Here is a 14,519-nt window from a genome sequence, read left to right on the forward strand (position 1 = left end):
GATTTGTTCCTGGCCCGACGGCGGGTCAACACCGGGAGGTCCGCATGTCGACCACAGCCACCATCCCCAGCGAGGCGCCACCCACCGCCGCGACCCGACGGCGGCGCGTCATCGGCCTGGCGGCCGGAGCCGTGCTCGGCGCACTCGTCTACCTGATCCTGCCCGGCGACCTGAACTCCTCCGCGCGGTTCGTCGCGGCGGTCGCCGCGCTCATGGCGGTGTGGTGGATGACCGAGGCGATCCCGCTCGCCGCCACCGCGCTCGTCCCGATGGTCGCGTTCCCCTTCCTGGAGGACTTCGCGTCCGACGAGGGCGGCACGGTCGGGATGGCGGCCGCCGTCGCACCGTACGCGAACCCGATCATCTGGCTGTTCATGGGCGGCTTCGTGATCGGCCTCGGGATGCAGCGCTGGAACCTGCACCGCAGGTTCGCGCTGAACATCGTCTCGCGGGTCGGCACGAATCCCGTCGCGCTCGTGGGCGGGTTCATGCTCGCGACCGCCCTCGTGTCGATGTGGGTCAGCAACACCGCGACGGCGGTGATGATGTTCCCGGTCGGCCTGGCCGTTCTCGCCCTGGTCAACGCCCGCGAGCCGGACAAGAACCTCACCACCGCGCTGCTGCTCGGCATCGCCTACGCCGCGTCGATCGGCTCCGTCTCCACGCTCATCGGCACCCCGCCCAACACGCTGCTGAGGGGCTTCGTGCAGGAGGAGTACGGCATCTCGATCGGGTTCGCCGAGTGGATGCTGGTGGGCCTTCCGCTGGCCGCGGTGTTCCTCGTCGTGGCGTGGCTCGTCCTGACCCGCGTCGCGTTCCGTCCCTCGTCCCGGGACATCGGCGAGGAACGGCAGCTGCTCCGGGACGAGGTCGCCGGCCTGGGCCGGATGAGCCGCGGGGAGTGGACGGTGACCGCCGTGTTCGCCGCGGCGGCCACCGCCTGGGTCGTGTTCGGAGCGCTCGGGCAGTCCGCGTCCTTCGTCGCGGCCAACCCGTGGATCGACACCTACGACGACGCCATGGTCGCCGTCGCCGCCGCCCTGGCGCTCTTCCTCATCCCTGCCACCCGGGACGGGCAGCGCACCCTCGACTGGTCCGCCACGAAGGAGCTTCCCTGGGGCATCCTCCTGCTGTTCGGCGGCGGGCTGGCGCTGTCCGCGCAGTTCGGGCAGACGGGCCTGTCGGAGTGGATCGGCCAGCGGGTCGCGGGGATGGCGGGGATTCCGGTCTGGGTGATCGTGCTGGCCGTGATCGTCCTGGTCATCTTCCTGACCGAGCTGACCTCGAACACGGCGACGACGGCGACGTTCCTGCCGGTCATGGCCGGCGTGGCCGGCGGCCTCTCGATCGAGCCGCTGATGCTCCTGGTCCCGACGGCACTCGCCGCGACGATGGCGTTCATGCTGCCGGTGGCGACCCCGCCGAACGCGATCGTGTTCGGCTCGGGTCAGATCACCATCGGCCAGATGGTCAAGGGCGGAGCCCTCCTGAACGTCGCCGGTGTCGTGCTCATCATGGCGACGATCTACACCCTGGTGATCACGATCCTCGTCTGACCTGCCACCCGGGCCGGGCCGTCACGCGACCAGCAGGCTCGGCACCGACGCCACCAGGTACGTGTTCGCCGCGACCACCTGGCCCGGTGCCAGGTCCGGCTCGCCCGTCGGCACGCACAGGGTCACCTCGAACCCGCCGGTGCGGACCTGGGCGGCCGTGAACGCCTGGCCGGTGCGCTCCACCTCGTGCCGTGTCACGTCGAGCACCGTTCCGTTGACGCGGGCCACGGCGTCGACCTGCATGGTGAACGCGCCGTCCGGGCTGAACGACTCCGGCTCGAAGCGCATCGGCTCACCCGTCTCGTCGTCGGCGCTCTCGCCCGCGAAGGTCATCCGGCTGGCGTCGGACGCCAGGAACTCCTCCGGCCCGTCAAACACCTCCACCGAGCGCCCGAGCCCCACGAGGCACGCGTCCGCGGCGGGCACGTCCTCGGCGTCGCCCAGGAGCTGAAGCTCCTCGAGCTCGCAGGCCACGCCCGCGAGAACGTCGTCGTCGGCGTCCACGATCTCCGCGATGGCGAGGCCGCCGTCGGCCGCGCGCACGTCCGCGAGGCGTGCCCCGAGCGGTCCCGCGTACGACGTCGTCACCGCCCGCACCAGATCACCCTCGGTGGTGATGATCAGCCGTGCCCCCGTGGCGTCCGTCCAGACGTACAGCGTCGCGTCCCGCTCCTCGGCGATCACCTTCGCCTCGGGGATCACCCCGTGGACGAGATCCCGGAAACCGCTCCGGGTCCTCACATCCAGTCCGACACACGCAAGATTGGTAGCCACGGGCGCAAAACTACCTGTCCCGGTCGACACGTCGTCTCAGTCCGGTGCGTGCCGGTCCAGGAACGCGTACACCTCGGCGTCGTCCACCCCCGGGAAGGCGCCCCTCGGCAGCGCCGCGAGCACCTGCTGGTGCATCCGCGCCGACGGCCAGGCCGCGCCGGACCAGCGTTCGGCCAGTTCCGGCGCCGGGCGGGAGCAGCACGCCGGGTCCGGGCAGGTGGACACCTTCCGCACCCGCGTGTCCCGCCCGCGGAACCACTTCGCGTGCGCGTACGGCACCCCCACCGTGATGGAGAACGCGCCGGTGTCGCCCGACCCGGTCTGCGTGGAGCACCAGTACGTCCCGGTCGGCGTGTCGGTGTACTGGTAGTACTCGGTCGCCACGTCGCGGCGGTCGAACGCCTCGCGCGACGCCCAGCGCCGGCAGATGAGCTGCCCCTCGATCGCACCCGTGGGGTCCTGCGGGAACCGCAGGCCGTCGTTCTCGTAGCCGCGGAACAGGGCGCCGTCGTCCCCCACGCGCAGGAAGTGGAGCGGGATGCCGAGCTTCACCGTGGCCAGGTTGGTCAGGCGCATCGCCGCGGCCTCGTGGGTGACCCCGAACGCGTCCCGGAAGTCCTCGACCGCGAGGTCGCGCTCACGTTTGCGCTCCTCCAGGAACGGCACCGCGGCGGACTGCGGCACCAGGCAGGCCGCCGCGAAGTAGGTGATCTCCACCCGCTGCCGCAGGAACTCCGCGTAGGAGCGCGGGCGCTCGTGCTCCAGCACCCGGTGCGCGATCGCCTGCAACGCCAGCGAACGCAGCCCGTGGCCCCCGGGGACCGAGGCCGGGGGCAGGTAGATCCGGCCGTTGCGCAGGTCGGTCACGCTGCGGGCCGACCGGGGCATGTCGTTCACGTGCAGGATCGTGAACCCGAGCCGCTCGGCCAGGACCACGACGGTGCGGTGCGTGAGCGCGCCGCCCGTGTAGCCGGCGCTCCGCACGAGGTCCTCCGCGAGCTGCTCGAACTGCGGGTAGTAGTTGTCCCGCGCCTGACGTTCGAGCCGCAGCTCCGTGTTGGCGCGCCGCGCCTCCTCGGGCGTGGCGATCGCCTCCTCGGCCCTGCGGGCGAGCTCGTCGTGCAGGCCGACGAGCTGCTCCAGCACCGGTGTCGCCAGTTTCTGCGACGGCTTGACCGCCGGGAGCCCGAGCCCCGCGAAGATCGGCCCGCGCTGGGCACGGTCGAGCGCGATCTCCAGCGCGGCACGGCGCGACGGCGGCGCCGGGTCGAGCAACTCGTTCAGGGGCAGGCCGAGTGCGGCGGCGATCGAGCGCAGCAAGGAGAGCTTGGGCTCCCTGCGTCCGTTCTCGATGAGGCTCAGCAGGCTCGGCGCGGCGTCCACCCGCTCGCCCAGGCGGTCCAGCGTGAGACCGGCAGCGGTCCGCGCGTGCCGGACCCGCCGCCCGAGCGTGATGAGGTCGGCCCCGTCGTCGGCCGTCCCGGTGGTGCTGTTCGTGTCCGGCAGGGCGGCCGTCGCCGGCCGCCTCGCCCCTCGGTCTCCCACGTGGTCGCCTTCCTTTCGCCGCACCGGTGCGGACTGTGTGCCAGATCACGAGCACAGGAACTCGTCGCTTCAGCATATGTAAAGATCGGCCGATCTTCACAGCCCTCGGCATGGAAATACGAGTCCGATCCGCGCGAGAGTGGAAACCCAGCCACTTGTTGCAGATGGGAGCCACCATGTCGTTCCTCGCCAATCCTCGTCGGACCCGACTCGTCGCCGAGCTCGTCTCGGAGACCTCCGAGGCCGGCGCGTCCTTCGGCGCCGGCGCGTCTCCCCAGGCAGCAGTGCCCGAGAACCCGGGCACGCCCGGACACACCCTCGACGTCCGCGGCTGGGTCGAGGACGTCGCCGAACTCACCCAGCCCGACGAGATCGTCTGGTGCGACGGGTCCGCCGAGGAGAAACAGCGGCTCATCGACCAGATGCTCGCGGCCGGCACCCTCACCAAGCTGAACGAGGACAAGCGCCCCGGTTCCTACCTCGCCCGCTCGAACCCGGCGGACGTGGCCCGCGTCGAGTCGCGCACCTTCATCTGCTCCCGGAAGGAGGAGGACGCCGGCCCCACCAACAACTGGGTCGCGCCCGACGCGATGCGCTCGGAGCTGAACGGCGTCTTCGCCGGGTCCATGCGGGGGCGCACCATGTACGTGGTGCCGTTCTCGATGGGGCCCGTGGGCGGCCCGATCTCCCAGGTGGGGATCGAGATCACGGACTCGCCGTACGTGGTCGTCTCCATGCACGTCATGACGCGCGTATCGGCGCGGATCCTCGACCTGATCGACGGCGGGCAGCAGTGGGTCCCGGCCGTGCACTCGGTCGGCGCGCCGCTGGTCGACGACGACGGCGGGCGAGCCGATGATGTTCCGTGGCCCTGCAACGACACCAAGTACATCGTGCACTTCCCGGAGACCCGCGAGATCTGGTCCTACGGGTCGGGCTACGGCGGTAACGCCCTGCTCGGCAAGAAGTGCTTCGCGCTGCGGATCGCCTCCGCGATGGCGCGCGACGAGGGCTGGCTCGCCGAGCACATGCTGTTGATCCGCGCGACGTCGCCCGCGGGCAAGCGGTTCCACCTGGCGGCCGCGTTCCCCAGCGCCTGCGGCAAGACGAACCTGGCGATGCTCCAGCCCACGATCCCCGGCTGGAAGGTCGAGACGCTCGGCGACGACATCGTGTGGATGCGCCCCGGCCCGGACGGCTCGCTGCGCGCGATCAATCCGGAGGCGGGCTTCTTCGGCGTCGCGCCCGGCACCGGTGAGGGCACGAACCCGGTGGCGGTCCGCACGTTCGACCACGACACGATCTTCACCAACGTCGCCCTGACCGACGACGGCGACGTGTGGTGGGAGGGCCTCACCGACACCCCGCCCGACCACCTGACCGACTGGCGGGGGCGCGACTGGACGCCGGACTCCGAGGAGCCGGCCGCCCACCCGAACTCGCGTTTCACGGTCGCGGCGGCGCAGTGCCCCACGATCGCCGACACCTGGGAGGACCCGGCCGGCGTGCCGGTGGACGCGATCATCTTCGGTGGCCGCCGCGCGTCGAACGTGCCGCTGGTGACCCAGTCCCTCGGCTGGGAGCACGGCGTGTTCCTGGGCGCCACGATCTCCTCGGAGCGCACCGCGGCCGCGGAGGGCACCGTCGGCGAGCTGCGCCGTGACCCGTTCGCCATGATGCCGTTCTGCGGCTACAACATGGCCGACCACTGGGCGCACTGGCTGTCCGTGGGCGACGCGGTGGACCGCACGCGGCGGCCGCTGATCTTCCAGGTCAACTGGTTCCGCAAGGACGCCGACGGCTCGTTCATCTGGCCGGGCTTCGGCGAGAACTCGCGGGTCATCGAGTGGATCGCGGGCCAGGTCGAGGCGACGCGTGGCGAGAGTGAGGACAGGTCGGTGGCGTCCGCCGTCGGCCGCGTGCCGGCCCCCGGCACGCTGAACACCGACGGGCTCGACCTCGGGCCCGAGGAGCTCGCGGCGCTGTTCGAGGTGCAGGCCGGGCCGTGGCTCACCGAGACCGACCTGACCGAGGAGTTCTTCGACCAGTTCGGCGACCACGTGCCGGCGGCGCTGCGCAAGCAGCTCGCGAACCTCCGCGACCGCCTGGACGGCTGAGGCTCTCGGCCGGCGCCGACCACGCCATTGTGGCGACCACGCCATATTGATGGGTGGTCGCGCTCCCACCGAGCGATATGGCGTGGTCGCCGAAATGGCGTGGTCGCGCGCGGTGCTGACGGAGCCACGAGACTCCCGGCCGGGAAATTGAGGCAGAACGGTCGGGTTACCCCGCATGGGGCAGCGAGGCGGTAGGTCCCACAAGGACCTACCGCCTCGACATTTTCGTCTCGCCGCGGCCCGCCGGGACGTGCGCCGCCCGTCTCGCCGCGGCACGCGGCCCGTGCGGCCTGGGAGAATCGGTGCGTGCCCGACGCCGAACCTCCCGCCACCCCGCTCGCCCACGTCATGTACTTCGAGCCCCGCATCCCGGGGAACACCGGCTCGGCGATCCGGCTCGCCGCGGTGACGGGCGCGCGGCTGCACCTGATCGAGCCGCTCGGTTTCGACCTGTCCGAGGCCAAGCTGAAGCGGGCGGGCCTCGACTACCACGACCTCGCCGTGATGGACGTACACCCGTCCTTCGACGCCGCGCTCGACGCCCTGCCGACGTCCCGTGTCTTCGCCTTCACGACCCGCGCCACCACCCGCTACACCGACGTCGAGTACCGCCCGGACGACATCCTGCTGTTCGGCCCGGAGCCCACGGGCCTGCCCGACGACGTCCTCGCGCACCCGCGCGTCACCGGCCCCGTCACGATCCCGATGCTGCCGGGCCGGCGCTCCCTGAACCTGACGAACGCGGCGTCGATCGCCGTCTACGAGGCCTGGCGCCAGCGCGACTTCGCCGCTCCGTAGGCCTCGGCGAGGCGCCTCTTGAGGGGAGCGTCGCAGCAGCCTTCGGCGAGAAGGCCCTGTGGAGACTCCGGATCTCAGGTCTCGTCCCGGGGCGCTTCCCGTAGGCTGCTGGCCATGCTCGCTGCGCACCCCACCCCCCGCTCACCGGAGACGATCCGGTGAGCGCCGGTCTCCTGGGCCTGCTGGACGACGTCGCCGCCCTCGCCCGCCTCGCCGCCGCGTCGATCGACGACGTCGGCGCCGCCGCCGGCAAGGCCACCGCCAAGGCGGCGGGCGTGGTCATCGACGACACCGCCGTGACCCCGCAGTACGTGCACGGCGTCGCCGCCAAGCGCGAGCTCCCGATCGTCAAGAAGATCGCCGTCGGCTCGATCCGCAACAAGCTGCTGATCATCCTGCCGATCGCCCTGATCCTCTCGGTGTGGGCACCCTGGGCGCTCACGCCGATCCTCATGCTCGGCGGCACGTATCTCGCGTTCGAGGGCACCGAGAAGATCCTCGGCTGGTTCCACAAGCACGAGGGCCACGACGTACCGGCCGCGGTCAAGGGCGAGGAGTCCGAGAAGACGGTGGTCTCGGGCGCCATCCGCACAGACCTGATCCTCTCGGCGGAGATCATGGTCATCGCCCTCAACGAGGTCGCGGACTCGAGCTTCTGGTTCCGGCTCGGGGCCCTGGTCGTGGTGGCGATCGTCATCACGATCGTCGTCTACGGCGTGGTCGCGCTCATCGTGAAGATGGACGACGTCGGGCTCGTCCTGGCGCAGCGGGAGTCGCCCGCGAGCCGGAGGTTCGGCCGGGCCCTGGTGGACGGCATGCCGAAGCTGCTCGCCGGGATCTCCGTCATCGGCACGGTCGCGATGCTGTGGGTCGGCGGGCACATCCTGCTGGTGGGCCTCGACGAACTCGGTTGGCACGCCCTCTACGGCTGGGTGCACGGCGTCGAGGGGGCCATTCACCACGCCGTCCCGGCTGTGGGCGCGGTCCTCGCGTGGCTCTTCAACACCCTCTGCTCGGCGATCCTGGGCCTGGTGGTGGGCGGGATCGTCGTCGGGGTCATGCACCTGATCCCGCGCCGCGGGGCGAAGAAGCCGGCGCCCGCCGAGCACAGCTGAGCAACCACCGGGTGGGTGTGGTCGGTCGAGATCAGGTCACCCGAGGAGCCACGCAGCCGCCGAGCGGAGGAAGGAGCGGTGGGCCGCCGAGCCGTAGGAGCGAACGTCGTGGCCCAGGCCGGAGTAGACGGTGCGCCCGCCGTGGGCGTCGTGGGCCCAGGCCACACCGTGCACGCGGCCGCCGTCGTCGTCGGCCCCGAAGCCGGGCTCGGCCGGACCGTGTGTCGTCAGGAGGACTCGTGAGGACTCGGCCACCACGAGATGGCAGTACCGCTCGTCGTACGCGTCGATCACGCCGGCACCACCCAGGGCGTTGCCGAGCCCGTCGGTGACGGGGTGCCCGGGGACGACGTCGAACACCGCTTCACCGATCGGCGGATGCATCGAGACGCCGGGGATCCAGCGCCCGCCGAGGATCGCCTCGAAGCCCGGCGCGTCGGCGAAGGTGTTCGCCGCCTGGTGCAGCGCGAGGACCGCCCCGCCGGAACGTGCCCACGCCGCGAGCCGTTCGTGGAACGCCGCCCACTCGCCGTCGGACCCGTCGAACTCGGCATCGGGCCGCCCATGGCCGGAGTTGAGCACCAGTAGCCCGACGTCGTCCAGGTCGTCCAGCGCGTCGCGCCAGGTGGAACGTACCTGGACGACGACGTCGCCGCGCCCCGCCGCGCCCGGTCCACCGAGGATCCCGGCCACCTCGTGCGAGGTGGCCGCGTGGTCGTGCCAGGGATCCTCGTACCGCCCACGACCGGCCAGGACAAGAATGCGCTTCGTCACGCGCCGATCCTCCCACGCCGCGGCCGTCCGGAGCTGTGGCGCCGCACGTCGCCGAGCCGGCCTACCGCAGCGGGTCGAAAGCCCTGATCTCCTCCGGGACCCTGCCCGTCATGATCTGCGCCGCCAGCGCGCGGCCGGTCGCCGGGCCCAGCACCATGCCCCACATCCCGTGCCCGCCCGCCACGAACACGCCGGGGGCAGCCGTCGCCCCGACCAGGGGCAGACCGTCCGGGGTGACGGGGCGCGAGCCCACCCAGGTGTCCTTCCGGTCGTCCAGGTCCACGCCCCGGAGCAGGCCGCGCACGGAGTTCGCGATCGCGTCGATGCGCCGCTGCCGCAGCGGCTCGTCCGGGCCGCGGAACTCCATGGTGCCCGCCACGCGCAGCCGGCCCTGGTACGGGGTGCAGGCCACGCGCCGCGCCGGGAAGTAGATCGGGTGGTCGATCGGCTCGCCCTCGACCGGGACCGTGAAGGAGTAGCCGCGGCCGGCCTGCACGCGGGTCCGGACGCCGAACCGCCGCGCCAGCTGCGGCAGCCAGGCACCGGTCGCGAGCACGGCGACGTCCGCGGCCATCTCGTCGTGGTCGGCGACGGTCACGCGGGCTCCGAGGCGCTCGCCCGCCCGGGCCGGCCGGACTCCGGTCACCGGCGCGTCCGCGACGATCTTCGCGCCGCGTGCGATCACGGCGCCGGCCAGGGCCTGCACGAACGGCCCGGGCTCGATGAACCGCTGCCCGCCCAGCTCCCAGACGGAGGTGACCGCCGGGGAGAGGTGGGGGCCGCCGTCGGGCACGCGCCGCAACGGGACGTCCTGGCCGGCGGCCGCGACGCCGTCGAGCTCGTGGGCGAACGGGGCGACCTGCTTCTCGTGCTCGAAGCCGACCACCCAGCGCGACGGCCGGGTGTCGGCGTGGACGCCCTCCGCGACCAGTTCGTCGTACGCGTCGAGGGCCACCTGGTCGATCGGGGTGAGCGCGTCCATGGCACGCCGCCAGGCGCCCGGCGTGGCGTGACGCATGAACCGGGCGAGGAACGCCCACAGGCCGGCGTCCCAGCGGAACGGGACGGACAGGGCGGCGTCCGGGTCGAGCAGTGCGCGCGGACCGTAGGTCCACAGCGAGGGATCGGCGAGCGGCATCGCCATACCGGGAGTGAGCCAGCCGGCGTTGCCCCAGGAGGACCCCGCGGCGACGCCGGTGCGGTCCAGGACGGTCACGTCCACGCCGCGTTCCTGCAGGTGCCAGGCGGTGGCGAGGCCGACCATCCCGGCGCCGACGATGATCGCGGACTCAGGCGGGGCGGGTACGTGCACGGGAACTCCTCGGAACGATTCGGCGACGGCGGGCCCCTCGTCGTCGAGTGCCTCGATGGTCCCATGCTCCGCCCCGGTTTCACAGTTCGCGCACCACGGGTGTGAAGGCGGGCCGCCGGGCGGAGCCGGGCATCCCCCACCGAACCGCCCGAGGCGGGGTAGGGTCACAGGCGATGAGCAGCAGCATCGTCAACGGGCGGCAGCCCCTCCGGATTCTCGTCGTCGGCGCCGGCCCGGCCGGCGCGATCGCCGCGGTCGCGCTGCGCCGCGAGCTGCCCGACGCCGAGGTCGTCCTCGTCGACAAGGCCACCTTTCCGCGGGACAAGACGTGCGGCGACGGCATGGGACCCGGCGCGCGGAAGATCCTGGAGGGCCTGGGCCTCAGCGACGTCTTCGCGCGGTTCCACACGCCGACGCGGGTGGCCATCACCGGTCCCGGCGGCGCGTCCGCCGCCATCGAGGACTCGACGATCGCGCACGGCGACTTCCGCGGCCACGTCATTCCCCGCCTCGACCTGGACGAGGCCCTGAAGGACGCCGCCGTCGCCGCCGGGGCGACGCTGCGCGAGGGCGTCACCTTCCAGGGGATCGAGGTGTCCGACGGTCTCCGCCGCACGGCCGCGGACGACGGCGCGGCCGGCCCGGGCACGCGCCCACCGGACGCGCCGGACAGCGGCGCCGCGACCGCCGTCGTCCACCTCCATCAGGGCGGTCGCACCACCGCCGAGCCCTACGACCTCGTGGTCGGTGCCGACGGCGCCTACTCCGCCGTGCGGCGCGCGCTCGGGATCGAACGCCCGGCGAAGAAGCACACGATCATCGCGACGCGGGCCTACGCCACGGTGAAGCACCCCGACCTGGTGCTGCACGACACCCTCCGTTTCGACTTCATCGACGACCTGCTGCCCGCCTACGGGTGGGTGTTCCCGCTGCCGGACGACCGGGCCAACATCGGGATCGGCATCCCCGTGGACCTGCTGTCCGCCCGGGACCGGAGGCTCGGCGAGCTGTTCGACGTCTACGTCGCCGACCTGCGGCGGCGGGGCTTCGCCGTGTCCGACGTCGGCGACCCGGCCACGCACCAGCTTCCGCACGCGGGAGCGCGGCAGGCGATGACGGCCCGTCCTTACCCCGCCGTGCTGATCGGCGACGCCGCGGCGACGATCAACGCGCTGTCCGGCGAGGGCATCTTCTACGGGATGGCCGCGGGGGTGCAGCTCGCGGAGCACCTCGCGGCGGCCCGCACGGCCGGGGGCGACGCCGCGCTGCGCGGCACGGCGGGCCTGCGTGCGCTGCGCGGGTTCGAGCACGCGTTCACGCGACGGTTCGCCCGCCACCACCGCACCTGCGGCCTGGGACAGCGCCTCATGCGGTCACCCGGGTGGGCCCGGTTCACGATCGGCTCGGTGGGGCGGGACCAGTCGGCCATGGAGACCGTGACGTCGATGATGTTCGACGAGGGGTCCGTCAGCCTGAGCCACGTGCTGCGAGCCGCGGTGCGCGGGACGGTGCTCCGCTGACTTCCGCACCCTCCTGACCTGCCTTGCGATGCGCACGCGCGGCATCGGCGGCACTATGGCTTGGCCCTCACACAATGTCAGGCGGGAGAACTGGATCTGTGTTGTCCATCGGAGCGTTCGCGCAGATCGGTCAGGTGACCCATCGCATGCTGCGGCACTGGGACCAGTCCGGTCTGCTCACGCCCGCACACATCGACGAGTTCAACGGAAGCCGGTCGTACGACCCGTCCCAGCTCCCCCGCCTGCACCGGATCGTGGCCCTGCGCCAGCTCGGGTTCGGTCTCGAGGACATCTCGGCGATCCTCGCCGAAGGTATCGAGACGCGCCAGCTCGCCACGCTGCTCCGGCGACGCCGGGCGGAACTGGACCGGGAGCACGCGCTGGCCACCGTCCGGCTCTCCGACGTGGAACGGCGGCTCCGCTTCATCGAGAAGGAGAAGACCATGTCCAGTATCGAGATCATCACCAAGGACCTGCCGGCGGTCCGCCTGGCGGCGCGCACCATCACGGTTCCGGTGCAGCAGACGGAGCTCCCCGGCGTCGTGGGGCCGGCCTTCGAGGAGATCGGCAAGACCCTGACCGCGGAGCACGGCCGGGGGAAGCTCGAGCGGCCGATCGCCATGTACGAGGAGGTCGAGGGCGGGACCAAGGCCGTCGTCGGCTACGCCTACGACGGCGAGGCGCTCGACGGCTTCGACATCGTCGAGCTGCCCGCCGTGCCCGACGCCGCCTGCACGGTGCACCTCGGACCGATGCAGGGGGTCAAGGACACGTGGCTGGCCCTCCACGCGGAGATGGCGGAGCGCGGCTGGAAGCCGTCGGCCCCCTGCCGGGAGCTGTACATCCGGGCGGACCGCGAGGACCAGTCGGACTGGGTCACGGAGCTCCAGCAGCCGGTGACGCGAGGCTAGTCCCGCGGGCACGCCGGCGCGGTGACCCGCTCAGGTCACCGCGCCGACGTGCCAGGGGATGAACTCCTCGGCACCGATCCCCAGGTCCTCGCTCACCGTGGGCTCGCCCGACGCGACCGCGAGGATCCGGTCGAAGATCTGCCGCCCGACGTCCTCCAGCGACGCCGTGCCGTCCACGATCACCCCCGCGTTGACGTCCATGTCCTCGGCCATCACCGCGTACATGGGCGTGTTCGTGGCGACCTTGATCGAGGGCGTCGGGCGGCACCCGAACACCGAGCCGCGGCCCGTGGTGAACACGACGACGTTCGCCCCGCCCGCGACCATGCCGGTCACCGACACCGGGTCGTAGCCCGGCGTGTCCATGAAGGTGAACCCGGCCTTCGGCGCGATCGGCTCCGCGTACTCATACACCGCGGACAGCGGCGCCGTGCCGCCCTTGGCCACGGCACCGAGCGACTTCTCCAGGATCGTGGTGAGGCCGCCGGCCTTGTTGCCCGGCGACGGGTTGTTGTCGAGCGTGCCGCCGCCCGCGGCGACGTAGTCCCGCCACCAGTCGATGCGGTCCAGCAGCCTCCGCGCCACGGCGGGCTCGGTGGCGCGTGCCGTGAGCAGGTGCTCCGCGCCGTACACCTCGGGGGTCTCCGCCAGCACGGACGCACCGCCGAGCGCCACCAGCCGGTCCGACGCCCAGCCCAGCGCCGGGTTCGCCGTCACGCCCGAGTAGCCGTCCGAGCCCCCGCACTCCAGCCCCAGGACCAGTTCCGAGACGTCGCACTCCTCGCGCTCGCGCGCGTTGACCCGCGGGAGCATCTCGCGCACCGCGGCCACGCCCGCGCGGACGGTCGCGCGAACGCCGCCCGACTCCTGGATGGTCAGCGACCGCACCACGGTGTCGGCCGGGATGGAGGCCAGGAGACCGGCGTCGACACCGGTCGCGGGGTCCGCGACCGGGCCGGGGCCGGGTCCGGGGCCAGGGCCAGGGCCAGGGCCGGCCGACGGTGGCCGGCTGCCGGCGGTGTCGGTGCCTGACGATGCCGCGCCCGCCGCGTTCTCGGCGTCGGACGACGGCGCGCCGATCGCCGGCATGCCGAGGTCGACGCTGCCGCCCGACCGGGCCGACAACGCCGCACCCGGGACCATCTCGCAGCCCAGGCCCAGGACCAGCAGACCGGAGACGTTCGGATGCGCCGCGTGTCCGCGCAGGGTACGCAGGAGCATGCGGCCGCCCTCGGACTCGGGCACCATCCCGCAGCCGCTGGTGTGGGTGAGCGCGATGACGCCGTCGACGTTCGGGAACTCGTCCAGGGCGGCACCACGGAACTGGTCGGCGATCATCTTCGCCGTCGACGCCGAGCAGTTCACGCTGGTGAGGATCGCCAGGTAGTTGCGCGTCCCGACGCGGCCATCGGCCCGCCGGTAGCCCCGGAATGTAGGGCGCGCGGTGTCGTCGGCCGGCCGCGGGGCGACGTCGGGCTGCGCGACGGCTTCGGGCTGCGCGGCGGCTTCGGGCTGCGCGGTGATGTCGGGCTGCGCGGTGACGGCTGACGGCGTGGCTTCGTCACGCTGCGGGGCGCCACCCGGCGGCGGGGTGGTGTCCCGCCGGAGGGCCAGAGCCGCCTCGTCGTCGAACGCGAGGTTGTGGCCGTGGACGTGGTCGCCCCGGGCGATGTCCGACGTCGCCATGCCGATGACCTGGCCGTACTTGCGCACCGGCGCCCCGCGTCCGACGTCGGACAGCGCGATCTTGTGACCACGCGGCACGGCCTGCGGCCCGACGGTGACGACGCCCCCGCCACCACTGGCCGCCTCGCCCGGGGACAGCTCCCGCAGAGCGATCCCGACGTCGTCCTCACCATTCAGCACCAGAACGTCGACCCCCACGACCACTCCCTTCCCCGGGCCACTCCCGCGGCCGATCATTTCGTCCCCGAACTCCCTCACCCCTCGTCGCCCCCCTCTCCGCCGAACCGCAGTCTGTTCTCGTGAGTCGATGCCGATGCCGAACCGCAGGTTGAATCGTGCAAATCACTGGTTTGCACGATTCAACCTGCGGTTCGGCATCGGCTTCCGAGAGCAGCCTGCGGTTCGGGGAGC

The 14,519-nt window shown here is 72.4% G+C and carries 11 protein-coding genes; 6 read left to right on the forward strand and 5 right to left on the reverse strand.

Annotated elements, in window-relative coordinates:
• Positions 1-44: 44 nt before the first annotated feature.
• Complete coding sequence (locus EDD34_RS18480) at positions 45-1,556, forward strand: SLC13 family permease (RefSeq protein WP_123815871.1); 1,512 nt, start codon at positions 45-47, stop codon at positions 1,554-1,556.
• Between the two features lie 21 nt (positions 1,557-1,577).
• Here the strand turns inward: EDD34_RS18480 and EDD34_RS18485 are convergent, their stop codons facing one another.
• Both EDD34_RS18485 and EDD34_RS18490 read right to left on the reverse strand, forming a co-directional pair.
• Positions 1,578-2,297, reverse strand: coding sequence for a hypothetical protein (locus EDD34_RS18485; RefSeq protein ID WP_123815872.1), 720 nt, complete (start codon positions 2,295-2,297; stop codon positions 1,578-1,580).
• A 69-nt stretch (positions 2,298-2,366) separates the two neighbouring features.
• On the reverse strand, positions 2,367-3,836 hold the full coding sequence (locus tag EDD34_RS18490; protein WP_123816653.1) for an XRE family transcriptional regulator: 1,470 nt from the start codon (positions 3,834-3,836) through the stop codon (positions 2,367-2,369).
• Positions 3,837-4,051: 215 nt separating this feature from the next.
• Here EDD34_RS18490 and EDD34_RS18495 point away from each other — a divergent pair, with 215 nt between their 5' ends.
• The 3 genes from EDD34_RS18495 (at position 4,052) to EDD34_RS18505 (ending at position 7,905) form a co-directional block, all read left to right on the forward strand.
• The gene (locus EDD34_RS18495; protein ID WP_123815873.1) at positions 4,052-5,992 is read left to right on the forward strand and encodes a phosphoenolpyruvate carboxykinase (GTP); all 1,941 of its coding nucleotides are present in this window, start codon (positions 4,052-4,054) and stop codon (positions 5,990-5,992) included.
• Positions 5,993-6,340: 348 nt separating this feature from the next.
• Positions 6,341-6,790, forward strand: a complete 450-nt coding sequence (locus tag EDD34_RS18500; RefSeq protein ID WP_123816654.1) for a tRNA (cytidine(34)-2'-O)-methyltransferase — start codon at positions 6,341-6,343, stop codon at positions 6,788-6,790.
• Between the two features lie 158 nt (positions 6,791-6,948).
• Positions 6,949-7,905: a DUF808 domain-containing protein gene (locus tag EDD34_RS18505; protein ID WP_123815874.1), complete on the forward strand. Its 957-nt coding sequence runs from the start codon at positions 6,949-6,951 to the stop codon at positions 7,903-7,905.
• 36 nt (positions 7,906-7,941) lie between these two features.
• On the opposite strand, the gene EDD34_RS18510 is transcribed toward EDD34_RS18505, so the two are convergent.
• Both EDD34_RS18510 and EDD34_RS18515 read right to left on the reverse strand, forming a co-directional pair.
• Entirely contained in the window at positions 7,942-8,679 is a 738-nt protein-coding gene (locus EDD34_RS18510; protein WP_123815875.1) for a ThuA domain-containing protein, read from the reverse strand.
• A gap of 61 nt (positions 8,680-8,740) precedes the next feature.
• Positions 8,741-9,991, reverse strand: coding sequence for an NAD(P)/FAD-dependent oxidoreductase (locus EDD34_RS18515; RefSeq protein WP_281277772.1), 1,251 nt, complete (start codon positions 9,989-9,991; stop codon positions 8,741-8,743).
• A gap of 173 nt (positions 9,992-10,164) precedes the next feature.
• On the opposite strand from EDD34_RS18515, the gene EDD34_RS18520 reads away from it, so the two are divergent.
• On the forward strand, positions 10,165-11,511 hold the full coding sequence (locus tag EDD34_RS18520; protein WP_123815876.1) for an NAD(P)/FAD-dependent oxidoreductase: 1,347 nt from the start codon (positions 10,165-10,167) through the stop codon (positions 11,509-11,511).
• 98 nt (positions 11,512-11,609) lie between these two features.
• A complete protein-coding gene (locus EDD34_RS18525; protein WP_123815877.1) occupies positions 11,610-12,422 on the forward strand; it encodes a MerR family transcriptional regulator in 813 nt (270 codons plus the stop codon).
• A 30-nt stretch (positions 12,423-12,452) separates the two neighbouring features.
• Here EDD34_RS18525 and EDD34_RS18530 read toward each other — a convergent pair whose 3' ends face one another.
• Complete coding sequence (locus EDD34_RS18530; RefSeq protein ID WP_246012560.1) at positions 12,453-14,306, reverse strand: UxaA family hydrolase; 1,854 nt, start codon at positions 14,304-14,306, stop codon at positions 12,453-12,455.
• Positions 14,307-14,519: the final 213 nt, after the last annotated feature.

The sequence above is a fragment of the Myceligenerans xiligouense genome (assembly GCF_003814695.1).
GTDB classification, from domain to species: domain Bacteria; phylum Actinomycetota; class Actinomycetes; order Actinomycetales; family Cellulomonadaceae; genus Myceligenerans; species Myceligenerans xiligouense.

Excerpts from the sequence above, each read along its gene's own strand:
- EDD34_RS18520 (WP_123815876.1), top strand. The coding sequence starts at position 10,165 with ATGAGCAGCAGCATCGTCAACGGGCGGCAGCCCCTCCGGATTCTCGTC.
- EDD34_RS18480 (WP_123815871.1), top strand. The coding sequence starts at position 45 with ATGTCGACCACAGCCACCATCCCCAGCGAGGCGCCACCCACCGCCGCG.
- EDD34_RS18500 (WP_123816654.1), top strand. The coding sequence starts at position 6,341 with ATGTACTTCGAGCCCCGCATCCCGGGGAACACCGGCTCGGCGATCCGG.
- EDD34_RS18495 (WP_123815873.1), top strand. The coding sequence starts at position 4,052 with ATGTCGTTCCTCGCCAATCCTCGTCGGACCCGACTCGTCGCCGAGCTC.